Genomic DNA, 22,045 nt, shown 5'->3' with positions numbered 1-22,045 from the left:
GTGCCTATTGATTTAACAGCAATAGGTGCTAACAAGCTTTTGATCTCCATTTTTGTAATGGATCATGTTAGTTTAATCAAACTAAGTTTAAGTTAGTTTTAGTTTTATAGGTAGTTTATGTGAAGGTTAGTCTCTCCTCAGGCTAACCTTCCGCTTTTAAACGCACTTCATGGTCAAAGATTTCCACTTGTCCTGATTTATACAAGCCACCTAGAATTTTCTTGAAGTTCTTTTTGCTCATTCCGAGCTTATATTTTATCTCCTCTGGGCTACTTTTATCTCCTAGTGCCAAACTGCCTGTAGTTTTAATCTTATCAAGGACAACTTGACTCATGTCCTTTACAGCTTCGTAACCCTGCTTTTGTAAAGAAATATCAATTTTACCATCCTCTCTAATGGCTTTTACATAACCAGAACGCTCATCACCAATTTCAACGTGGTCAAAAATTTCGTTATGAAAAACTAACCCCTGATACTTGTTGTTAATTACTACTTTATAGCCCAAAGTGGTCTCTTGCCAAATAAGAATCTTCACCTGCTCTCCCTCTTCGAGCTCGTCTTCGTGCGCACTAAGGAATGGACCAATCTTCGTTGTACCAATCATTCGATTGGTCTTAAAGTCTAAAAGCACTTTAACAACATATTTACGGCCTGTCTCCATCCTTTGTCCTTGTTCCTTGAAAGGAACCATCAGGTCTTTTTCTAAGCCTATATCCATAAAGGCACCCACGCTAGACACTTGCTTTACTTCTAAGCTGGCAATATCACCGACCTTAGCAAAAGGCTGAGCAGTTACAGCAATAGGACGTCCCAATGAGTCAACATAAACAAACACTTCAATGTCATCTCCAATGTTCGTGTCTGAAGGCACATATTTCATTGGTAAAAGAATATCTTCTTCGCCATTAGTCAAGTATAGACCGAAATCTACTTCACGAGCTACTTTTAATACGTGGTTTTTACCTATTTCCATGCTCATTATGATTTATCTTTTACTAATTTGGTTTACCAATCGACAAAGTTATGATTAACCAATCGTGTTTTAGGCATTCTAAGCAAAAAATAAACATCACCTTATGGAGTTGTCTATTTCTAGTGCCCTTTATCACTCATGGTCAAAAGCCTTATTTGGCCAGTGAATCCTTCGACCCAAGCCCAAGAAATGAAGAAAGAATCAGGCTTGCCTTTTACAATGTAGAAAACCTTTTCGATTACTTCGATGACAGCCTGACGATTGACGAACAGTTCTTGCCCCGCGGAGATCATTACTGGACCAAAGCCCGCTATACTGAAAAACAGAATAAATTGGCCAAAACTATTCTGGCCATGGGGGGCTGGGGTGCTCCCGAGTTAATTGGTTTATGCGAAGTTGAAAATAGGTATGTCTTAGAGTCGCTAACCCAGTTTACTCAGCTCAAGCCCTTAGGCTACGAAATCATCCATAAAGACTCACGGGATGCTCGAGGAATTGATGTGGCAGCTATTTACAGACCGGACAGGCTTAAATTACTCAATTACGAATTCTATGTACTCAACTTTCCCTTCGATACAGCAAGCCGTACGCGAGACATTCTACATGCGGTTATGGAGATGCCCAACCGAGATACACTCCACTTTTTTGTAAACCACTGGCCTTCAAAGTTTGGTGGTGAATTTGAGACTCAACCAAAGCGTATGTTTGCTGCTCAGTTTGTAAGGTCGAAAGCAGATTCATTGCTAAGGTTAAACTCCAATGCTCACATTGTAATTACTGGTGACTTTAATGACGAACCAGAAGAAGAAAGTATGCTGAATGGATTGGCCGTTAACACCGATATAAATTCCCTAAAATCTACAGACCTCTTCAATCTGATGTATGACCTTAGATTTGTAACTGGCACCCATAGCTTCGAAAACAAATGGGGTATTCTGGATCAGTTTGTGGTTTCAGGCAACTTACTGCTGAAGCAATCGAAAACCAGAATAGCTAATCGAACCGCCCAAATATTCGATATGGACTTTCTAATTATGGAAGGAGCCACTGGGGCAAGGAGACCATTCAGAACATACCAAGGACCAAAATACATTGGGGGCTATAGTGATCATTTGCCTATTATTATGGACCTGATTCTAGATAGATAAAAGGCGAAAACTCTAAATGAATACTTAGATCACTCCTTCTAAATGCCAAACAATAATGCCGTAGACAATAAACCTGAGTATCCTGAAGGAAGAATAAACCATATACTTTTTAGCTGGGTATGACATTGAGCCTGTAAATAAGCTGATCAAAGAGAACGGCAATGGCGTTAAGGCTGCCACCACTATAAAACCTCCCCCATATTGCTCATAGCGTCTCTGGAATTTACGCAGTCGCCTTTTAAAAATACGATGAAAGAAACGTTTGGTACTTATTTTTTTTCCAACCCAATAGTTAACCCAACCTGCGAAAAGCGAGATAACAGTCATTGTGGCCACTATTCCTATATACGTCATCATAGGATCGTCAATAGACCATATCATAAAAAGTTCGGGAGGAAGAATCCCTACGAAAATTTCAGAGATCAGAAAGATAACCAGCATCATACCGTAGTCATCGGAGACCCAATGTTCTATGGCGTCATGCTGTTCTTGAAAGTAGTTTTTAAAAATAATGATGAGAATGACAAGAACAGCCAAATAAAGAAAGCCCTTGATCAGGTTTTTAGTAAAGTAGTTATAGAAACCCTTTTGCTGCTTTTTCATTTGCTGAAGCTAATCAACTTAAGACTTATTTGGACCTGGCTGGTATTCTCGGAATGGTCATGATTTCATTCTGACGACCATCAATATACCAAATACCCGATTTATCGAAAAAGGCCTCTTCTTCCAACATTATTCGAATTTCTTTTTTCCACTCCTGAATAAAGGTGGCAGCATTTAATTCAATCGAATAAGCCGTATTCAAGTGCAAAGGATAATCGCCTGTAACTGGTACTCCCCCCTGTGAATCCCACATCCCTAAAGTAGTACCAGAAGCGTGACCATGATAGCCAATTGGATGGGTGTAAATTGAGGGTTTAATACCTTCCGCAATCGCTTGCTCACGAGACATTTTCAATACTTCATTCCCTGTTCTCCCCTCTTTAAAGTTATTAGTGAAGATGTCTTGAAGACGGTTCCCGTTTTTGAAAGCAGCCTTTAAATAGGATGGCACTTCATTTTCGCCAGGTCTTAATACATAAGCGTGTTGTTGTTGGTCGGTGTTGAGCCTTAAATAGGTAATGCCGAAATCGCAGTGCAATAAATCTCCAGGTAGTATCACATTCTTTTCTGGTCGTTTTGAAAAAGTGCGTAAATGATCGAAGCTCTCTGGGTCAGCGCGTTGCACATCGATGGTGGGATGAAACCATGTTTGTAGCCCCAACTCTATTACTTTGTCTCGCATCCACCATACGACATCCTCGGTAGTGGTTACTCCCGGTGTAATTACCTTATCTGAAAAAGCTTCTTGAATAATCATGTGTGAAATACGCACGATATGAGGGTAAATAGCCATTTCTGCCTCTGTACGCGTTTCTAACCAACCAATGGCTACTTTCTCTGCTGAGGTAATTTTGGCTTGATCTTTCTTGTCTAAAGCGGCTGTAAACTCTTCTAAATCCGTAGCCACCACCCCATCGGTGATGCCGAAGTGCTTTGACTTATTGACGGCTATCTTCTTCGGATTTCTTTCTCTGATAATCTCAGCCACACGCGCCCATTGGTCAGGCTGTTCTTCTGGATTCCATGAGCTTTTAAAACTTGAGCCCACATCGTATCGAGCTACAGCAATCGATTCGATTCCTTCCTTTTCACCCCGATCGAACATAATAAGGATTGTTCTTCTTCGGGCAGCCAACCAAGTAGCTGGCAATAAAGTCTTTATCACGGGGTCTTCATTGTACTCTCTAGACATCACCACCCACATGTCTACTCCTTCCCTTCTCATTATTTCAGGAAGGTAGTTCTGAATTTTATCTTCCAGTAACCGATCAATGGTTTCAGCCCTGTCTTTCATTGAAAGAATATGGGTACTACTGGCTTGAGAATAGGTAGGTAAAACAGCAAAGGCCAGCAATGCGAGTGTCAATAAAGTCTTCATGGTTTAAGGTTGTTTCCTAAAGCTATACAGATTTAGATTATACACAAAGCCAAAACCCATTGTAGGCTAAAGAATCTAGCCTACTATTTCGATTTCTTCATGCCGAATTCCTTTTCGTAATAAGCCATTATAGGCTGAAAAGGACCGTATTTATGTTGTTCTGCAGAAAAAGTATCCGCCCATGGCCCATAAGGCGTAGAAACGGGCTTGAGTTTTTTATCAGGAAAATCCAGTTCCTTATTTGTCTTTTCAGGTCGATCGAAACTGTTGATATAAGCGGCCACATGATAGGCCTCATCATCAGATAATACTGGATTGTCCCAAGTGGCTTGCAAGTATGGCATATTTCCCTTAATGAACTCTGCTGCGGTAATGATTCGATGCATTCCTGCGCCATCATTAAACGTGTCGCTCCCCCACAGCGGTGGATATTGATACAGACTGTTTTCGCTAAGCCTCACTCCTTGTCCGTCTGGGCCATGACAGCTAACACAGGTTTTCTCATAAACAGATTTTCCAATCAAAAGATCAGCCTTTACATCGGGCAATTCAACCTTAACAAACCCCTTATATATGTCAACTTTTTCCTCAGGAACATCTTCACTCACCCATTTGATATAAGCAATTATGGCCTTCATTTCTAGGCTGATTTCTGGCAAAGTATCGCCATTCATGCTGCGTTGCATACAACCATTAATGCGTTCCTCGAGTGTTCCTATGATATTTTCTCTCCCGCGGAATTGGGGAAAACGATTAAACACCCCAACAAAAGAGCCAGCTCCTGGTTTTGTACCTGCTTCTAAATGACAGTTTTGGCAGGTGAGGTTATTACCTGCCAAGCGCTTACGTTCATCGGCTGACATAGGGCCAATGAATTGTGGTGTTTTAATAATCAGCTCATGACCAAACTTGATCAGAGGAGCCTGACTTTCACCTTCTAAGTCAGTAAGTACCGAACGAGGTTTCCAGTTGGCAGGGTCAACTTTCTTAGATTGAAATGCTTCGGGGTTAAATTGGAGCATGAAAACAAACACAATAAGCACTACTAAAACCGATAGTATCAGCTTTAGGATTTTACTAATCGCTTTTATTCCTTCAATAGGGTTCATTCTCTAATTTTAGAAAATGTAGCTTAAAATCAGGTCAGAATGAAAGAAATCGGCACGATTAATTAGATAAGCGGGGTTTGAAACCGTTTCTCCGGCCAAAAATCGACCTGCCAAGTATAGCTCCGCTGAAAAACCAAAGAGCTTATTTTTAGGACTATACTTAATTGAACCATCTAAATGTGCCGTTGATGGCACTTGATATTTGCTTTTAGATGCATCAGCAGGATCTGGTAAGCTGTGATAACCTAGACTTGAAAACATGCTCAACTTATAGTTTTCCTTATCATAGTTGCTCTCCCATTTTAAAGCAACGGCTGTTACATCACTAAATCCCTCAACACGAGTTCTTCGCTGAAAAGTATAGAAAGGTTCTTTTCCCCATTCTCTAGGTAAGAGCAGTCGGCCTCCGTCTCCAATCCTTGTAAAGGCTAAAGATACAGCACTTTTCGAAATGTCTTTCTTTACCATGAATCCAAAACCGTTAGCAGATTCGTCTGCTTTGTATTGAAGTACCCCAGAATTATTTCCCCCGTCTCCTACTTTGCTTTGATAAATAAACTGGCTAGAAATATGCCAATCCTTATCCGATCCTAAATCGAATTTAGCTTCTGTAAAAATTGTATTCGAAATATTGTCGGTGTAATAATTCCAAAGAGCTAAATCCAATCCACTAGAAAAGCGATAGCCCAATTTCACGATGGCTATATAATCAGACTCCGTTACATCTCGGTATTGGCTGCTATTGCCGTCTGTTCCCACACCAATGCCGCCAGCACCCAATGTGTTTCCGACATTCTGAAATTCACCAGTGAACCGGGAAGAAATCCTGTCTATAAAACCAGCTTCCGCATTAAAACCTTCCACAGACGAGTACTTATACCATAGCCCTTTGATGGCATTTGGAAATGGCCAGCCTTCACCATTTATCAGGGGTGTATCTTCAATAAACCTCCCTACTCTTATTAAATGACTATCGAATTTGAAGTCGAGGTAAAACTCTGGTAGACTGAATTCTGTTGATCCCGACATCAATCTACTATTCCAAAGGTTAGTCTCGTAAATTGGCCCTGAGCCTGTTGTTTGATCTCTTTTATCAATACCACCCGTTCCATAATGAACCAGTCCATTTCCTGAAACACCAAATTTAAGCCAATCACGCAGTTTAATATGGTAGCCAACTCTACCATAAGAAGCCAAAATGGAGAAGTCTTCTAGGCTTCCTTTGTTGGAAGTTTGCATATAACGAGTAGTCACCTCTGCGGACCAAAAGCCACGCTCTTTTTCTCCTTCTTGAGCCAAAACAGCTATAAATGGAAGAATAAAAAAGCAGATCAAGAATAGAGATCGAGTTCGTTTCATGGTTTCTAATGTGGAAGTTTATGTCTTATTTTTCCGTAAACATAAGTGCCAGATAGCCCCGATGCAATGGCCACGAAAATAACAAACACACCATTACCAGCCAAAATAAACATTGGGCCTGGGCAAGCGCCCGTTAAGGCCCAGCCAAAACCGAATATGATTCCCCCTAGAAGATATCGCCAAATTGAGAACTGCTTGGGAGCAATAACAACGGTTTTTCCCTGAGCGTCTTTCATTTTGGTTCGTTTGATTATTTGGGTAATTATAATTCCCGTCACCACCGCTGAACCAATTACGCCATACATATGGAAAGATTGAAAGCGGAACATTTCATAAATTCTGTACCATGAAATAAGTTCAGCTTTCGTTAATGTTATTCCGAATACTACTCCTAAAACTAAGTATTTAAAGTATTTCATTATCAGTAGTTTAAAGGGCTAATATTGAAGGAAGAACAAAGTAAGTGATAGTAAGACCTCCAATAAAGAAGCCTATGACTGCGATTAGCGAAGCAGGCTGCAAATCGCTTAAGCCTGAGATAGCATGACCAGAAGTACAACCACCTGCATAGCGAGTTCCGAAGCCAACAAAGAAGCCACCTAACACTATAAATACGAAACCTTTTAAAGTCAACAGTGCTTCAAAATTAAAGATGGACATAGGTACCATATCCGCCCCAACGTTTTCTAAACCGTAGCCTTCAAGTTCGGTAATGGTATTTTCTGAAAGCGCAATGGCATCTCCAGATGTCAAGTATTGGCTGGCAATGAATCCGCCAAGAATGGCACCTAATGCAAACACTAGATTCCAAGTCTGCTTTTTCCAATCAAAATCAAAAAAGTCGCAAGATTTCCCCGCCCCAAACATGGAGCAGATGGTTCTGAAATTAGCAGAAAAACCAAAACTATTTCCGAAATAGATTAAGGCAAACATTAACAATGCAATAGCTGGACCTGCAATCCACCATGGCCATGGTGAGCTGATCAGCTCAATAAAATTGTTCATAAAAGAGTTGAAATGAGTATAAAATAAATCCAGCTACTCTTAGACCAAGGTTGGCCAAAAGTAGCTGGAAGAATAGTTTCCTTTTTCTAAAGGGTTACTTATTAAGTGTCGTAGGACAAACGAAATTTGTTACTGGTAAATCAGTTTCGCTGATAGCTTTAAAGCCTCCCGCTACATCAATTACCTTATCGAAACCTCTTGCCTTCAGTATTGAAGAGAAAATCATGGAACGATACCCTCCTGCACAATGAATGTGGTAAGATTTGTCCTTGCTGATTTTACCCATGTTTTCATTAATGTAATCAAGCGCCACGTTTTCGGCACCATCAATATGCTCTGAAGAGTACTCAGTAGGGTTTCTTACGTCAAGCACATTCAAATCGCCAGACTTAAACTCTTCTGCTAACTGAGTAGCTGGAATAGATTCAATAGTATCAATTTCTTTACCTGCCTTCTTCCATGCCTCAATTCCGCCTTTCAGATAGCCCAAAGTATTGTCGTAACCTACTCTAGATAATCGTGTCACGACTTCTTCTTCTCTGCCTTCTTCAGCCAAGAAAATAATAGGCTGTTTTAAGTCTGTAATTAATGCTCCCACCCAAGGGGCGAAACTTCCATCGATACCAATAAATATAGAGTTGGGAATAAAACCGTCCTTGAAGTCACCTTGCTTACGGGTATCTAAAATCAAAGCTTCTTCATGGTTTGCTATGGCTTCAAATGTTTCTACATCTAAAGGAACACTTCCCTTTTCGAGAATTTCATCTAAACCAGAAGCTCCCGTTTTGTTTAACATGGCATTTTTCTGAAAGTACTGTGGCGGAGGTAAAATACCCGTGGTAACTTCTTTTATAAACTCTTCACGCGTCATATTCGCACGAAGTGCATAATTCACTTTCTTTTGATTACCTAGTGTATCGGAAGTCTCCTTGCTCATGTTTTTACCACAGGCAGAGCCCGCGCCATGTGCTGGATAAACAATTACATCGTCTGGTAAGGGCATAATTTTATTTCGAAGACTATCGAATAACATGCCGGCTAAATCCTCTTTCGTTAAATCAGATTTAATGGCCAAATCGGGTCTTCCAACATCACCAATAAATAGGGTATCACCACTGAATAAGGCTTTTTCTTTCCCGTTTTCATCAAGGAGTAAATAGCTTGAGCTTTCTTGTGTGTGGCCTGGTGTATGCAGCACTTTGAACTTTACATTACCCAATTCGAAAATCTCACCGTCTTTCGCCTCATGAATTTCGAAATTGGTCGTTGCGCCTGGTCCGTAGATTATAGTAGCACCTGTTTTGCTGGCAAGGTCTAAATGGCCAGATACAAAGTCGGCATGGAAATGTGTTTCGAAAACATACTTAATCTTTGCGCCATCTTTAGCTGCTCTATCGATATATGTTTGCGTTTCTCGAAGCGGATCTATGATTGCCACTTCTCCATTGCTTTCAATATAGTAGGCTCCTTGAGCCAAGCATCCGGTGTAAATTTGATCTATTTTCATCTCTTTTAATTTTCTAGTTATGATGTTACGAGTAACACTACTTTTTTAACAATTGCTTGCTCTTTTCGTTCACCTGAACAGCAAAATTTGCATGGTGATTTTTAGAATCTTCCACTATAAAGTAGTTCACAGCCTCATCAGTAGTCATAAAAAACACTTCCGAAGCCTTTTCACTGAATAATTGATTTCTATGGAAAGCGTCACGAACAGGCCCAATTACTTCCGAAAAAATCAATTCGATTTCTTTCTCTTTTAAAGTGTGAATAAGGTCTCGAATACCATCCACTCCTGTGGCGTCAATGTATGAAACTGGGCCAGCGTCTATTATTACCTTTTTTAGTTTCCCTTCTCTTTTCTGAATCTCGCTAAGCACCCATTCTTTAATGGTTTGAATATTCACAAACGCAAATGGTGCATCCACACGAACTATGAGCAGGTGTTCCCAAGATTCTAAGTCGCTAAACCGTTTTTCGTTACGGTATTCTGTAAATCCTTTTATTCTTCCTAAAACCGCCATATGTGGATTAGCGGCTTTAAAAAGCAAGAGTAAAATTGACAAGGCCACCCCAGTAACAATTCCTTCAACCATACCAAAACTAAAGGTCACCAAGAAAGTAATGAGCATAAGGGCAAACTCCATTTTACTCGTGCGCCAGAGGTGTTTTAAATAAGCATATTCAATTAGGTTGACTACCGCAATCATAATAATGGAAGCCAAAATAGCTTTAGGCAGGTAGTAGAATAAAGGCGTTAAAAACAGTAATGTGAGCGTCACGATCACCGCACTGATAATACCTGCCAAAGGAGTCTTAGCTCCTGATTCGTAATTCACTGCTGAACGAGAAAAACCTGCTGTAGCCGGGAATGCTTGAAAAAATGAGCCAAACATGTTTGATGCGCCCAAGGCCATCAGCTCTTGATTTGGAACAATCTTATAGGTTCTTTCCTTTGCCTCCATGGCCTTTCCTACAGAATAGGCTTCTATGAAGGAAATCACAGCTAAAGTACCCGCGAGAGGAATTAATGTTTTGAAATGGGCCAAAGTGATTTCGGGAATAACAAACTGAGGCAAACCAGAAGGAATGTCCTGAACAATACTCACTCCCATATTTTGAAGGCCTAAACCATAGACTGCTCCAATCCCTATTATCAATGCGATAAAAGCCCCAGGTATTCTTTTGTTCCATCCCTTCAATGACTTTATAAGTACAATACCAGCCACTCCCACTGCCAAGGTGATCAAGTGTGTCTGGCCTATATTATTGAAGGCTGAAATGAGGATTTCATGACTCCTATTGCTCTTCACCAACTCCACTCCTATTAAATCTTTCAATTGATTGAGCGCAATGATAAATGCAACGGCAGAAGTAAACCCACTAATGACAGGTTTGGAGAGTAAATTGGTAATAAAACCCATTTTCAAAACCCCCAACATAAATTGCAAAGCCCCAACAAAAAAAGCAAGAAGTATGGCAAAGGCTAAGTAGGTTTCTGTGCCTTCAGTGGCTAAAATGGAGATGCCTGAAGCCACCAATAAAGAGTCCATGGCTACAGGGCCAACCGCCAGCTGGCGAGAAGTGCCCATGATGGCATAAATGAGTTGAGGAAAAATGGCGGTATAAAGGCCATAAACAGGCGGTAAACCTGCAATCATAGCATAGGCCATTCCCTGTGGAATCAGCATTACACCAACTGCTAAACCAGCAAAAACATCACCGTTAAGGTTTTGCTTCTGGTAATTTGGAAGCCAACTAAGAATGGGGAACAATCTTTTAATCACTGAATGCTAATTTGACAAGCCTTTAATTTCTCAATAACAGAACAAAGGTAACCAAAGTTAAAAGAAATGAATTGCCTTTGTAACATAGGTTACACAGCATTAACAGTCGCAGGTGAAATCTTCGATATGCTTATAGTTCTCAGCATATTGTCCATTTATACTGATCACTTTTTCTAATCGAATTTCATCACCAGTACTCAAAATAATAGTGTCGCTATCCTCATGATTGCCAATGCTTTTGATTAAAGCATCTACAGAATGGAACTCCTGATACTCATTAAAATAGGTGATTTTTGAATACCGCTTGCTAATAAGGCATTCATGAATCTTTGTTTCGAAAGGCGTAAGCATAAGAGATAAATGGTTTACGAAAGACAGGTTTTCCTCACAACATCGGAACAGCTAAAGGCCGTTCAAAACCAAACTAATAATTCATTTTTAATTTTCTATGGTTTTTATTCGTTCATGGAAATCAAACTGGCCCCAATAATTCTTAATTTCAATCAAATTTTAAGCAATGAGACATACCTACCTTCTTCTATGCATTCTTTTCTGCGCCTCCTTAAGTGCTCAAGACTTTACTCGACAAGATTCGCTTCGGGGAAGCATCACTCCTGAACGCGAATGGTGGGATTTGACCTATTATCACCTTTCCATCAAAACAGACATCGATCAGAAGTTTTTGAAAGGCACAAATTTGGTACAGTATAAAGTATTGAAGTCTGCACAACGCATGCAGATTGACCTGCAGTCTCCGATGCGGATTACGAAAGTAACGCAAGCGGGGAAGGATTTGAAAGTAGAGCAAGATGGAAATGCTTATTTCATTGAACTCGGTCAAAAGCAAACCAAAAACAGCGTTAATGAGATATTAATTGAGTTTGAAGGCAATCCAGTAATCAGCAAAAACCCACCGTGGAGCGGGGGTGTAACCTGGAAGAAAGACAGTAATGGTTTAGACTTTATTGCTACCAGTTGCCAAGGTGATGGGGCAAGTCTTTGGTGGCCCAATAAAGACCATATGTACGATGAGGTAGATAGTATGCTCATTAGTGTTACAGTACCCGAACATTTGATGAACGTTTCAAACGGTAGATTGAAGTCTGTAGATCAAAATGCGGATAAGACCAAAACTTATAACTGGTTCGTGGATAACCCCATTAACAATTACGGAGTGAATATGAACATTGGGGATTACGTGCATTTCTCGGAGGTTTTTGATGGAGAAAACGGCCCACTTGATTGCGATTATTATGTGCTGCGCGAAAACTTAGATAAGGCCAAAGAACAGTTTAAGCAGGCCTCACTTATGTTGAAAGCCTTCGAACATTGGTTTGGCCCTTACCCCTTTTACGAAGACAGCTATAAACTTGTGGAAGTACCTTATTTGGGCATGGAACATCAAAGCTCTGTCACTTATGGTAACAAGTATGCCAATGGTTATTTAGGGCGCGATGTAAGTGGAAGCGGTTGGGGCCTGAAATTCGACTTTATCATTATTCACGAATCTGGTCACGAGTGGTTTGCTAATAACATCACTTATAAAGACATGGCTGATATGTGGGTGCATGAAGGCTTCACCTCTTATTCAGAAAATCTATATGTGGATTACCATTTCGGTAAAGAGGCAAGCCAAGACTATGCGGTTGGCATACGTAAAAACATAGTAAATGACAGGCCTATAATTGGAACCTATGGAGTAAACGCCTCGGGTTCGAGCGATATGTACTATAAAGGCGCCAATATGCTCCACAACATCAGAACCATTATTGAAAATGATGAAAAATGGAGAGGAATTTTAAGGGGCTTAAACAAGGAGTTCTATCACCAAACGGTTACCACAGCTCAAATCGAGAATTACATTTCTAAAAAGGCTGGAATCAACTTATCTAAAGTGTTTGACCAGTATTTGAGGGACACCATGATTCCTGAGTTTGAATATAGCATTGAAGGAAGCAAACTTACTTATCAGTGGAAAAAGGTCGTCTATGGCTTTGATATGCCGTTGGATATTATGGTAAACGGGAAAAAAGTAAGGATTAAACCATCCACTAAAGCACAAACTAAAAAGTTTGATAGCACCATTCAAACAGTGGAAGTTGATCGTAACTATTACGTTACTAACAAAGAGATCAAAAAGTAAGATTTAACCCACTCTTTCCACCAATAGGCTTTCACAAACGGCTTTAGTGAAAGTTTCCGAAGCATGGTTTTGATAGCTTAAAACCATGCTCCCATCATAGGTTTCAATGGATTTGATTTCTATTTCGGTCCCTAAACTGAGTTCACGGCTGTTCAAGAATTTCAAGAACTCAGTGGAAGAGTGACCAAGGGCTGCAAGCTTGACCTTTCTGCCTGAACTGAATTTGCTAAGTGGCTCATATGCAGATTCTGAGATATTCCCTTGCCTATCAGGAATTGGTGAACCATGCGGATCGACCAAAGGGTGATCCATTAGCTCATCCATCCTTTCAAAAAGTGCAGACGAATTCACATGTTCCAATTGCTCTGCAATCTCGTGCACTTCCTCCCAGCCAAATCCCATTTTCTCAACCAAGAACATTTCGGTAAGCCTGTGCTTACGGACTATTAATGCAGCCGCTTTCCTCCCCTTTTCTGTAAGCGAAATTGGTTTGTACTTTTCATACTTCACCAAACCTTTGCTTTTAAGGTTTTTTACCATACTGTTTACGGTGGGATTACTCACATTAAGGGCCGCGCTTAATTCAGAAATATTAACCTCCATTTTCCCAACGGATAGCGAGTATAATGCCTTTAGATAATTTTCTTCAGTTTGTGAAGCCATGTCTTTTCTTCTCTGTGAAAGCAAAAGTATAAAATTTGTTTAGAAAACATTTGTTAGAAGACTCTAACATATTAGTTTTGTAATTCAAATTAATAAAATCGATTACTCTAGAGGCCATCATTTATGAAGCATCAAATACTGATTACACTCATAGGGATTTGCTTATCTTCATCTTCATTTGCCCAAACGAGTAGTTTATCGGGTACTGTTCATGACCAATATGATATTCTCGCCTATGCCACCGTAATTATAGCTGGTACTGATATTGGTACCAGCACAGACGCAAGAGGTAGATTTAAATTCGAAAAAATACCTCAAGGGAAATATAATCTCATGGTTAGTTCGGTGGGTTATGAAAACTATAGCCAAGCCATTGAAATCGTTGAAGGGAAAGAGCTCACACTTGATGTGAGCTTAACAGAAAGTAAATTAAATCTTAATGAAGTAGTGGTAACAGGGACAAGAACTGCCAAAAGAAGAGTCAACACTCCTGTAATTGTCAACTTGATGGACAGCAAGGAATTGGACAGGGTTGTTGCTACAAATCTATCGGAAGGCCTACGCTTTCAACCTGGCTTACGTGTTGAAACGGATTGCCAAACCTGTAATTATACCCAACTCAGAATGAATGGCTTGCAAGGTGGCTATTCTCAAATCCTGATTAATGGCAGACCAATATTCAGTCCATTGACTGGTCTTTATGGAATGGAACAGATTCCTGCCAACATGATTGAGCGGATTGAAGTAGTAAGGGGTGGCGTTTCGGCATTGTATGGATCAAGCGCTATTGGTGGCACAGTAAACGTGATTACTAAAGTTCCAGATAGAAATGAATATACACTTACCAACACCTTTCAAAGTATAGATGGCCAAGCTGCAGACAATATCCTTTCAGGAAATGCCACTTTAATTAATGAGGACGAAGATGCTGGAGCAACTTTTTTTGTGAACAACAGAACGCGGCAAGCTTATGATGCCAACGGTGACAATTTTTCGGAGGCACCAGAATTAAAAAACACATCCTTCGGAACTAACCTTTTCTATTTGCCCAGCAAAGATCAAAAGCTTTCCATAAGCCTGAGTAGCATCAACGAGTATCGCTTTGGTGGAGAAATAGTAAGTAAACCTGCTCATTTGGCTCAACAATCTGAAGAAAGGACGCATAATATTTTTATGGGCAGCCTAGACTATCAGGTTAACTTTAATGAAAATAAGAACTCTTTCATTTTCTATTATGGAGGGCAAAAGACGGACAGACAGCATTACACGGGTATCATTCCTGATAACAGTCCAGCGCTCGAAGAATTCCTTGCCAATCCTCCCTACGGTACTTCAGATGTGGTGACGCATCAAGGAGGCGTTCAAATGAATAATAGGTTTGATGAGTTTTTAGGCGGGAATGCGGTTTTAACTTTTGGTGCCGAATATGTCCACGACAAAGTATACGATCAAATTGAGGCTTACAATTACCTTATTGATCAAACCACAAGGAATATAGGGACATTTGTTCAGCACGACTGGGATGTTAGTCCTCAACTAAATCTGCTTACAGGTTTTAGACTAGACAAACACAATTTAATGGACAAGGCCATCTTTAGTCCTAGGGTCTCGCTTCTTTATAAACTAAAACCAACAGCGCAGATAAGGTTGGGTTGGGGTACTGGGTTTAGAGCACCGCAGGCCTTTGATGCTGATCTTCATATCGCTTTTGCTGGGGGTGGAATTTCTAGAATTTCATTGGCTGACAATCTGAAAGAAGAGCGTTCAAATAGTTTAACAGCCTCTTTTAATTACGACAAAGCCACTGAGCACGTTATTGCGGGCTTCACCCTAGAAGGGTTTTATACCAATTTAAAGGATGCCTTCTTCTTGTCTCCATTAGGGACAGATGCCTTTGGTGAGCGTTTCGAAAAGCGCAATGGCGATGGCGCTACGGTGCGTGGAATCACCTTAGAAACCAGAGCCAATTTTGATTATGTATTTGAAGTAGACGCTGGTTTCACCATTCAATCGAGTCTATTTACTTCACCAGTTGAAAACATTGAGGGTTTGCCTGAAAAGCGTGAGTTTTTAAGAACCCCAAACCATTACGGTTATGCTACACTTACTTATACACCAGTAAAAAACTGGTCCTTAAGTGGGAACTTGGTTTATACAGGCACAATGGAACTGGTTCATTTTGGAGGCTCAGCCACTGGAAATAGCGAAGACAAATACTACAGCTCTCCTACTTTTACAGAGTTAGGAATAAGGCTTGGACATATGGTAGATATACCTAAAATCGATACCAGTCTTGAGTTTTTTGGGGGAATTAAAAATGTTTTCGATGCATATCAGAGTGATTTTGACTACGGTAAAAACAGGGATAGCAATTATGTTTATGGCCCAAGCCTGCCACGTACCTTTTTCTTTGGACTAAAAGTGAAATCCAACTAGTTTTCAGCATGGCAAAACGGACATTAAACATATTGACAATATTTTTGCTTTGGTCAAGTATTATGGCCACTGGACCGAATCAGCTACACGCTCAAAAAACAGATCAGATAAACTGGCTCAACTTTGAGCAACTGGAAGACTCACTTAAAGTAAACCCAAAAAAGGTTTTTGTTTACTTCAATGCTGATTGGTGTACTTACTGCCATAAAATGGATCGTAATGTATTTGAAGATCCAACCATCATAGAGCGTTTTAATAAAGATTACTATGTGGTAAAAATGAATATTGAATCAGAGGATACTATAATTTTTGGCAACACTGAATTCAAGAATAAGAATGCCAATAAACGAATGTCTGTCCACGAAATCCCTTTGATGATGGCCAGCAGAAAGGGGAAGCCTTTTTCACTACCCGCCATGGTTGTATTGAATGAGAATTTCGAAGCTACGGCCCGTTACTTCCAATATTTAGATGCTCAACAGATGCTTGAGATATTAGAAAACTAATATATACTTGACCTATATATGAAATCAGAATCGTTAAGCGAAGTCCACTCTACGGTACGCACCGACAAAAAAGGTTGGAGAAAGGTTTTAGCATTTCTAGGCCCTGCCTATTTAGTAAGTGTGGGCTATATGGACCCAGGAAACTGGGCAACCGATATTGCAGGGGGGTCGGAATTTGGCTACAAGCTAATTTGGGTGTTACTCATGTCCAATATAATGGCCTTGTTGCTCCAATCGTTAAGTGCCCGTTTAGGGATTGTAAAAGGCCTAGACTTAGCACAAGCGTCTAAAAATGCCTATCCAAAATGGGCTAACATTCCTCTTTATATTCTAGCTGAAATAGCCATTGCAGCTTGCGACTTGGCTGAGATTGTGGGGATGGCCATTGGTTTAAGCTTATTGTTCGACCTACCCTTGATTTGGGGGGTGAGTATTACCGCATTAGATACATTTCTGCTCCTTTTCCTACTTAAAAAGGGAATGCGGGTAATGGAAGTTTTTATCATTTCTTTGATCTTTATCATAGGTGTTTCTTTTATCATACAAATGATTGTCGTTGCGCCTGTGTATGGCGATGTGGTGAAGGGCTTTGTTCCTTCTGACCTAGGCGGAAACGCATTATATCTCGCTATCGGTATTATTGGGGCTACGGTGATGCCCCATAACCTGTACTTACATTCTTCATTAGTTCAAACTCGAAAAATTGATCGCTCTTTTCAAGGATTAAAAAAGGCGATTAAGTACAATTTCATTGATACTGTGATTGCCTTGAATATGGCGTTTTTTGTTAATGCTGCCATTCTAATTTTAGCTGCTGCCGCCTTCTATACCAATGGTTTTTATAATGTGGCCGAAATTCAAGATGCTTCTATTTTATTGGAAAATCTTTTTGGTAGCATTGCACCAACATTCTTTGCCATTGCTTTGATTGCTGCTGGCCAAAGCTCAACAATCACGGGCACACTGGCAGGTCAAATTGTAATGGAAGGACATTTGAACTTAAGAATTCAGCCTTGGCTCAGAAGGTTGATTACTCGATTATTGGCTATTGCTCCTGCCTTATTTACCATTATCTATTTTGGTGAAGAAGCCTTAGGAAGTCTCTTGATCCTTAGTCAGGTAGTTTTGAGTTTACAATTGGGGTTCGCTGTAATTCCACTCATACATTTTAACTCAGACAAAAAAATGATGGGAGAATTTGCGATCAAACCTTGGGTAAAAGGACTTGCTTGGTTAATAGCAGCCATCATTGTGTACTTAAATATCACCTTGGTTATTGATGAAATCAGCTCTTGGGCGATTAACTCTGGTGATAATAAAGTTTATATATACACTATTGTCATCCCTATTGCCCTCGCTTGTCTCGCGTTATTGGTCTATGTGTTTATCCACCCTTTCCTTAACAAAAATAAAGAAGAAGAGCCTAATGAAACTAACCATTTACCGCATGGACAAGCTGAAGACTTTTCTGAAGAACTGATTATTGAATACAAGCACATTGGTATTACTATTGATTTCTCTGGCAATGACCAAACCATCATTCAGAACGCATTAAAACAGGGAGGGAAATCCGCTACTTACATTTTCATACATGTGGTAGAGAGTGCTGCTGCGCGTTATTTAGGTAAGAATACCCTTGATAATGAAACTCAACTTGATATTGATAACCTAAAGCAATATCAGAAAATGTTGGAAGAGCTAGGCTATAAAACGGAGCAAAAAATTGGCTTTGGAAGTGCGCCAACAGAGATTGTCAAAATTGTGAAGGAGAACGATATCGATATGCTTGTTATGGGCGCTCACGGCCACAAAGGCCTTAAGGATTTGGTTTTCGGAACCACCTTAGATGTCGTGCGTCACAAAGTAAGTATTCCTATTTTGATCATCAGCTAAGCACAACTGATGATTTAGGATTAAAAAAGGCATTAAGCGGAATTTCCTGCTTAATGCCTTTTTTTGTTTATCGGTCACCATCGATTATCCTTCCAAGGCCACCCAAAATAGAGCCCTCTCCTTTTGAAGAACCACCTGCTCTTGGTGCATGTTGAATAATTCTATCTGCTAATCTAGAAAATGGTAAGCTTTGTAAATAAACTGTCCCAGTACCTCTCAATGTAGCCAAGAATAACCCCTCACCACCAAAAAACATAGATTTCAAGTTACCTGCTCGCTGAATATCATAATCAATACCGGGAGAAAAAGCTACAATACAACCTGTGTCAACACGAAGTGTTTCTCCATTCAATTGGCGTTTCACTACGGTACCACCGGCATGCATAAATGCCATTCCATCACCTTTAAGTTTCTGAAGAATAAAACCTTCGCCACCAAAAAAACCAGCGCCTAGCTTCCTACTAAAGGCTATAGAAACGTTTGTACCCATAGCGGCACAAAGAAATGCATCTTTCTGGCAAATAATACTCTGACCAATTTCATTTAAATCAATAGGAATAATTTTGCCAGGATATGGTGCAGCAAAGGTTACTTTGCGTTTTGCGCGACCCAAATTGGTGAAATGGGTCATAAAAATGGATTCACCAGTTAGCACTCGTTTCCCGACACTTAGTAGTTTCCCGAAAATGCCGTTATCTGGTTCCGATCCGTCCCCCATTTTGGCCTGAAAATCAATATCTTCTTCCATCCAGTTCATGGCGCCTGCTTCGGCAATTACTGTTTCCTGTGGATCAAGCTCTATTTCCACCATTTGCATGTCATCGCCATGCAATTCATAATCTATTTCGTGTGATCTCATGATTCATAATTTGACTTGAAAATGTTTAAAAAAGAGAGTACTTCCAAATGGACTAAAGTGATTTTTGATATTTGCTTTTAAGCATTTTCGATGCTTGGGTATAACCTCCCCCGATACCATCAACAAAATGAACATGATCAGCCTCCATACTTCTCACATAGCAAGAAAGAATCGAGGCATTTGTAATGTGGTAACCAAAATGAATTTCCCCTTCATCTTCCATTTTAGCCAAGCTAGAAATGAGTGATTTACACTGATCTGTAGTACCAGAAATTACAGTGTTAATTCTTCCATCAATCACCAATGTATCCGAAGATTCAACCATATTAATCAGATATCGCTTCCCCTTTTTTGAGTTCGATAGATACGACTTCCCAATGAAAGTCATCATGGAGGCTGATAAGGTTCGGAAGAAGCTTCTCTGCCCCAGCTTCACCCTAATTTCGTCCTGCAATTTTGTAAAACCTGGGTTCAGATTGAGCTTTGCTAATGAAATGGGATTACGCTTTGCGATGTCACCATAAATCCCTTCCATTTCCAGCATTACTTTGGCCATCATTGCATGTTGTTCGGCTGGATCGATCACATCAACCAAAAGGCTTAATACTTCATTCCCCGTGTTTGGTGCTTTTATCTCATTCCACCTACAATTCATGCCCTCAAGCGATAAATAGCCCAATTGATTAGTGTCTAACGTTAGAGGGGAATGGCTATTTTTCAGTACTTTTTCGGCATAATGCAGACCCGAACCAACAATAACAGGCGATACTAATGTTTTGGTGATTTGAGCTTTAGCAATCATTATATTATGACCATTTTCATAGATTTCAGAAACGGGTATAGAACCTACTCTCAAGTCTAAATCAAAGTTCTTTTTTGTATTCTGCCTATGTTCAAGCAATGCGTTTAAAGTCTCTCCCTTTAAAGCCAAAGGAACAAGCATAGCTGCTCCATCCCCACCAAAGAAAAATGGTATTTCGATATTTGTTTTATGAGCAATATTTAACCCTGCAATAATACTCCCAGTGGCAATTAAATTGACAAGTTGATGTTTGCCATTCTTAATGCTGTTGGTCGAATTTTTAATATCTGTGGTGATCACAACCCAATCGGGCGGACAACGGGAAAACATCGCTTCGTTGGCCAAGAGCTGGCTAATTGTGCTCTTTTGAATGGGAAGGCGAGTATAGAACTTATTGTCTGACAATTATAGTGTGCTGTAGAGATAGCTTTGCCTATGTATTACTTTATCGATTTAACTTTTAGAATTAAGCCATTTTTCCGCTTTCTTCAATTCTTTAAATGCATGGAATTCAACGGGTTTCAAACGAAGTCCTAAATCAATGCCTGAAAATCGAGCAATAAATTTGGGAGAGAGTATATGTGCCATGTATCGTAAACCAGTTCGAACGGCCACAGGTAATACGTTGGCCTCTATCCATTCATTGATCTCCAAAAAATTACTGGTAAGTAAACTATTATCGTTCAATAACTTTCTACAACCGGAAATAGCAAGCAGGTCCAAGTAAGCTTGAGTTCCTCTTTTAACATCCTCAAGTTCAATGTCTCCAATCCAATTGATATAGATCCAACCGTTCTCTTGATCGAGCTTCGCTTCGTAGAAAATCTCGTTTTGGGCGTTTCGGATTATTTGTTTGTTCATGGCTTTATCTTCGACATGATAAACCAAAAAATTGAAAAAATGATGTAGTTAGTCCAAAAAAAATACTAAGCCATCATTTAAACTCATGCTCTAATCGTATCAAAACGACACGGCTACTCCTTTTCGGAAGAACCTTTCGTATTAAAACCATGCGAAATTTGACCGATAAAGCTCTTTGGGAATTTCTTCACTCCTGGGAAGCCGAGTTTAATATCCTTTCCACTATGTGGGATATAGGCTGTTCTGAAAATGTAATCCCAAAGACTTAATGTTAAACCAAAATTGACTCCGGTTCTTCTTTCTTTTGGTAAATCATGGGCATGGTGCCACATGTGCATGTTAGGGTTATTGAAAATGTATTTTAAATAACCCAATCTCACATTGATGTTGGCATGGTTCCAATGCCCCACCGCTAGGGTAAACATATGGACGAAGAAAAAATCATCAATTCCGAAGCCAATCATGGCCAACGGAAGATATTCAATAGTTCTATATACGATGGTTTCCATCCAATGATAGCGTAAGTGGGCTGCAAACCCCATCTGCTCTACCGAATGATGCACTTTATGAAATTCCCACAGCTTTGGTGACGCATGTAGTAACCTGTGTATCCACCATTGGATAAAATCTCGAATGATGAAAAGCATAAAGAGTTGCGCAATTTTGGGCCACGTTTCAATCTTTAAGGCGACTACATTAGTAAGGCCAAAAACGCCTAAAAAGTCATTGAATAAGTTTACAAAAACATCAGACAGCGCATTGAATATAATAAGTGAGAAAAGAAAAAAGTTAAAGAACATATAAAAGGCATCGAGCCAAAAGTCCTTCCTAAATTTAGGTTGCTCTTTTCTCCAAGGCCTAAGCCATTCCCAAACAAAAAAGAAAAGTGACAAAAGAATTAATCCCCAAAAGTAATTCTGCCAAAGGGGCTTATAGTCATACTGAAAGGTGATTTCGTTCCAGATATAATTTGCATATCCGGTGTAAGATTCCTTCGCTAATTCCCAATATCTGTTCATT

Annotated in this window: 20 protein-coding genes; 5 read left to right on the top strand and 15 right to left on the bottom strand. The window is 39.9% G+C overall.

All coding sequences use genetic code 11. From position 1 onward, the window contains the following. Nucleotides 1-142: 142 nt before the first annotated feature. A complete protein-coding gene (locus AWN68_RS14630; protein WP_068417211.1) occupies nucleotides 143-973 on the bottom strand; it encodes a CvfB family protein in 831 nt (276 codons plus the stop codon). A gap of 50 nt (nucleotides 974-1,023) precedes the next feature. On the opposite strand from AWN68_RS14630, the gene AWN68_RS14625 reads away from it, so the two are divergent. Continuing rightward, on the top strand, nucleotides 1,024-2,121 hold the full coding sequence (locus tag AWN68_RS14625; RefSeq protein ID WP_157716243.1) for an endonuclease/exonuclease/phosphatase family protein: 1,098 nt from the start codon (nucleotides 1,024-1,026) through the stop codon (nucleotides 2,119-2,121). Nucleotides 2,122-2,145: 24 nt separating this feature from the next. Here AWN68_RS14625 and AWN68_RS14620 read toward each other — a convergent pair whose 3' ends face one another. The 9 genes from AWN68_RS14620 to AWN68_RS14580 all read right to left on the bottom strand — a co-directional run bounded on the left by AWN68_RS14620 (nucleotide 2,146) and on the right by AWN68_RS14580 (nucleotide 11,213). Continuing rightward, nucleotides 2,146-2,724, bottom strand: coding sequence for a YqaA family protein (locus AWN68_RS14620; protein WP_068417206.1), 579 nt, complete (start codon nucleotides 2,722-2,724; stop codon nucleotides 2,146-2,148). Nucleotides 2,725-2,749: 25 nt separating this feature from the next. Further along, entirely contained in the window at nucleotides 2,750-4,102 is a 1,353-nt protein-coding gene (locus tag AWN68_RS14615) for a M24 family metallopeptidase (protein ID WP_068417202.1), read from the bottom strand. Between the two features lie 83 nt (nucleotides 4,103-4,185). Next, the gene (locus AWN68_RS14610; protein WP_068417198.1) at nucleotides 4,186-5,211 is read right to left on the bottom strand and encodes a c-type cytochrome; all 1,026 of its coding nucleotides are present in this window, start codon (nucleotides 5,209-5,211) and stop codon (nucleotides 4,186-4,188) included. Nucleotides 5,212-5,220: 9 nt separating this feature from the next. Next, entirely contained in the window at nucleotides 5,221-6,570 is a 1,350-nt protein-coding gene (locus AWN68_RS14605; RefSeq protein WP_068417193.1) for a hypothetical protein, read from the bottom strand. Between the two features lie 5 nt (nucleotides 6,571-6,575). Beyond that, nucleotides 6,576-6,989 (bottom strand): YeeE/YedE family protein, encoded by a 414-nt coding sequence (locus tag AWN68_RS14600; RefSeq protein ID WP_068417188.1) that lies wholly within the window; start codon nucleotides 6,987-6,989, stop codon nucleotides 6,576-6,578. A 10-nt stretch (nucleotides 6,990-6,999) separates the two neighbouring features. Next, on the bottom strand, nucleotides 7,000-7,575 hold the full coding sequence (locus AWN68_RS14595; protein ID WP_068417185.1) for a YeeE/YedE family protein: 576 nt from the start codon (nucleotides 7,573-7,575) through the stop codon (nucleotides 7,000-7,002). Between the two features lie 94 nt (nucleotides 7,576-7,669). Then, nucleotides 7,670-9,082 carry an MBL fold metallo-hydrolase gene (locus AWN68_RS14590; RefSeq protein WP_068417182.1) on the bottom strand — a complete coding sequence of 471 codons (1,413 nt, stop codon included), beginning with the start codon at nucleotides 9,080-9,082 and terminating at the stop codon, nucleotides 7,670-7,672. A gap of 37 nt (nucleotides 9,083-9,119) precedes the next feature. Continuing rightward, nucleotides 9,120-10,862 (bottom strand): SulP family inorganic anion transporter, encoded by a 1,743-nt coding sequence (locus AWN68_RS14585; protein ID WP_068417179.1) that lies wholly within the window; start codon nucleotides 10,860-10,862, stop codon nucleotides 9,120-9,122. Nucleotides 10,863-10,961: 99 nt separating this feature from the next. Continuing rightward, a complete protein-coding gene (locus AWN68_RS14580) occupies nucleotides 10,962-11,213 on the bottom strand; it encodes a hypothetical protein (RefSeq protein WP_068417177.1) in 252 nt (83 codons plus the stop codon). A 166-nt stretch (nucleotides 11,214-11,379) separates the two neighbouring features. Here AWN68_RS14580 and AWN68_RS14575 point away from each other — a divergent pair, with 166 nt between their 5' ends. Continuing rightward, nucleotides 11,380-13,005 carry a M1 family metallopeptidase gene (locus AWN68_RS14575; RefSeq protein WP_068417173.1) on the top strand — a complete coding sequence of 542 codons (1,626 nt, stop codon included), beginning with the start codon at nucleotides 11,380-11,382 and terminating at the stop codon, nucleotides 13,003-13,005. 3 nt (nucleotides 13,006-13,008) lie between these two features. Here the strand turns inward: AWN68_RS14575 and AWN68_RS14570 are convergent, their stop codons facing one another. Next, the gene (locus AWN68_RS14570) at nucleotides 13,009-13,692 is read right to left on the bottom strand and encodes a metal-dependent transcriptional regulator (protein WP_245658016.1); all 684 of its coding nucleotides are present in this window, start codon (nucleotides 13,690-13,692) and stop codon (nucleotides 13,009-13,011) included. 99 nt (nucleotides 13,693-13,791) lie between these two features. Here AWN68_RS14570 and AWN68_RS14565 point away from each other — a divergent pair, with 99 nt between their 5' ends. The 3 genes from AWN68_RS14565 to AWN68_RS14555 are packed head-to-tail and all read left to right on the top strand — an operon-like array spanning nucleotide 13,792 to nucleotide 18,503. Continuing rightward, nucleotides 13,792-16,104: a TonB-dependent receptor gene (locus AWN68_RS14565; RefSeq protein WP_068417168.1), complete on the top strand. Its 2,313-nt coding sequence runs from the start codon at nucleotides 13,792-13,794 to the stop codon at nucleotides 16,102-16,104. A gap of 8 nt (nucleotides 16,105-16,112) precedes the next feature. Beyond that, a complete protein-coding gene (locus AWN68_RS14560; protein WP_221405731.1) occupies nucleotides 16,113-16,610 on the top strand; it encodes a thioredoxin family protein in 498 nt (165 codons plus the stop codon). A gap of 18 nt (nucleotides 16,611-16,628) precedes the next feature. After that, nucleotides 16,629-18,503, top strand: a complete 1,875-nt coding sequence (locus AWN68_RS14555; RefSeq protein ID WP_068417161.1) for an Nramp family divalent metal transporter — start codon at nucleotides 16,629-16,631, stop codon at nucleotides 18,501-18,503. A gap of 67 nt (nucleotides 18,504-18,570) precedes the next feature. Here AWN68_RS14555 and AWN68_RS14550 read toward each other — a convergent pair whose 3' ends face one another. The 4 genes from AWN68_RS14550 to AWN68_RS14535 all read right to left on the bottom strand — a co-directional run bounded on the left by AWN68_RS14550 (nucleotide 18,571) and on the right by AWN68_RS14535 (nucleotide 22,044). Then, nucleotides 18,571-19,362 (bottom strand): TIGR00266 family protein, encoded by a 792-nt coding sequence (locus AWN68_RS14550; protein ID WP_068417160.1) that lies wholly within the window; start codon nucleotides 19,360-19,362, stop codon nucleotides 18,571-18,573. 52 nt (nucleotides 19,363-19,414) lie between these two features. After that, nucleotides 19,415-20,569 (bottom strand): DUF3095 family protein, encoded by a 1,155-nt coding sequence (locus AWN68_RS14545; RefSeq protein ID WP_068417158.1) that lies wholly within the window; start codon nucleotides 20,567-20,569, stop codon nucleotides 19,415-19,417. A gap of 48 nt (nucleotides 20,570-20,617) precedes the next feature. Beyond that, on the bottom strand, nucleotides 20,618-21,025 hold the full coding sequence (locus tag AWN68_RS14540) for a hypothetical protein (RefSeq protein ID WP_157716241.1): 408 nt from the start codon (nucleotides 21,023-21,025) through the stop codon (nucleotides 20,618-20,620). A 113-nt stretch (nucleotides 21,026-21,138) separates the two neighbouring features. Further along, nucleotides 21,139-22,044 (bottom strand): sterol desaturase family protein, encoded by a 906-nt coding sequence (locus AWN68_RS14535; RefSeq protein WP_068418509.1) that lies wholly within the window; start codon nucleotides 22,042-22,044, stop codon nucleotides 21,139-21,141. Between the last annotated feature and the right edge of the window lies 1 nt (nucleotide 22,045).

This window comes from Roseivirga echinicomitans (assembly GCF_001592935.1).
GTDB lineage: Bacteria > Bacteroidota > Bacteroidia > Cytophagales > Cyclobacteriaceae > Roseivirga > Roseivirga echinicomitans.
The sequence above is the reverse complement of the archived record's forward strand: the minus strand, read 5'-3'. Positions and strand labels throughout refer to the sequence as shown.

Bases quoted from the DNA above. Each gene is read 5' to 3' on its own strand.
- AWN68_RS14630 (WP_068417211.1), bottom strand. From the start codon at position 973: ATGGAAATAGGTAAAAACCACGTATTAAAAGTAGCTCGTGAAGTAGAT.
- AWN68_RS14625 (WP_157716243.1), top strand. From the start codon at position 1,024: ATGATTAACCAATCGTGTTTTAGGCATTCTAAGCAAAAAATAAACATC.
- AWN68_RS14620 (WP_068417206.1), bottom strand. From the start codon at position 2,724: ATGAAAAAGCAGCAAAAGGGTTTCTATAACTACTTTACTAAAAACCTG.
- AWN68_RS14615 (WP_068417202.1), bottom strand. From the start codon at position 4,102: ATGAAGACTTTATTGACACTCGCATTGCTGGCCTTTGCTGTTTTACCT.
- AWN68_RS14610 (WP_068417198.1), bottom strand. From the start codon at position 5,211: ATGAACCCTATTGAAGGAATAAAAGCGATTAGTAAAATCCTAAAGCTG.
- AWN68_RS14605 (WP_068417193.1), bottom strand. From the start codon at position 6,570: ATGAAACGAACTCGATCTCTATTCTTGATCTGCTTTTTTATTCTTCCA.
- AWN68_RS14600 (WP_068417188.1), bottom strand. From the start codon at position 6,989: ATGAAATACTTTAAATACTTAGTTTTAGGAGTAGTATTCGGAATAACA.
- AWN68_RS14595 (WP_068417185.1), bottom strand. From the start codon at position 7,575: ATGAACAATTTTATTGAGCTGATCAGCTCACCATGGCCATGGTGGATT.
- AWN68_RS14590 (WP_068417182.1), bottom strand. From the start codon at position 9,082: ATGAAAATAGATCAAATTTACACCGGATGCTTGGCTCAAGGAGCCTAC.
- AWN68_RS14580 (WP_068417177.1), bottom strand. From the start codon at position 11,213: ATGCTTACGCCTTTCGAAACAAAGATTCATGAATGCCTTATTAGCAAG.
- AWN68_RS14575 (WP_068417173.1), top strand. From the start codon at position 11,380: ATGAGACATACCTACCTTCTTCTATGCATTCTTTTCTGCGCCTCCTTA.
- AWN68_RS14565 (WP_068417168.1), top strand. From the start codon at position 13,792: ATGAAGCATCAAATACTGATTACACTCATAGGGATTTGCTTATCTTCA.
- AWN68_RS14560 (WP_221405731.1), top strand. From the start codon at position 16,113: ATGGCAAAACGGACATTAAACATATTGACAATATTTTTGCTTTGGTCA.
- AWN68_RS14555 (WP_068417161.1), top strand. From the start codon at position 16,629: ATGAAATCAGAATCGTTAAGCGAAGTCCACTCTACGGTACGCACCGAC.
- AWN68_RS14550 (WP_068417160.1), bottom strand. From the start codon at position 19,362: ATGAGATCACACGAAATAGATTATGAATTGCATGGCGATGACATGCAA.
- AWN68_RS14540 (WP_157716241.1), bottom strand. From the start codon at position 21,025: ATGAACAAACAAATAATCCGAAACGCCCAAAACGAGATTTTCTACGAA.
- AWN68_RS14535 (WP_068418509.1), bottom strand. From the start codon at position 22,044: ATGAACAGATATTGGGAATTAGCGAAGGAATCTTACACCGGATATGCA.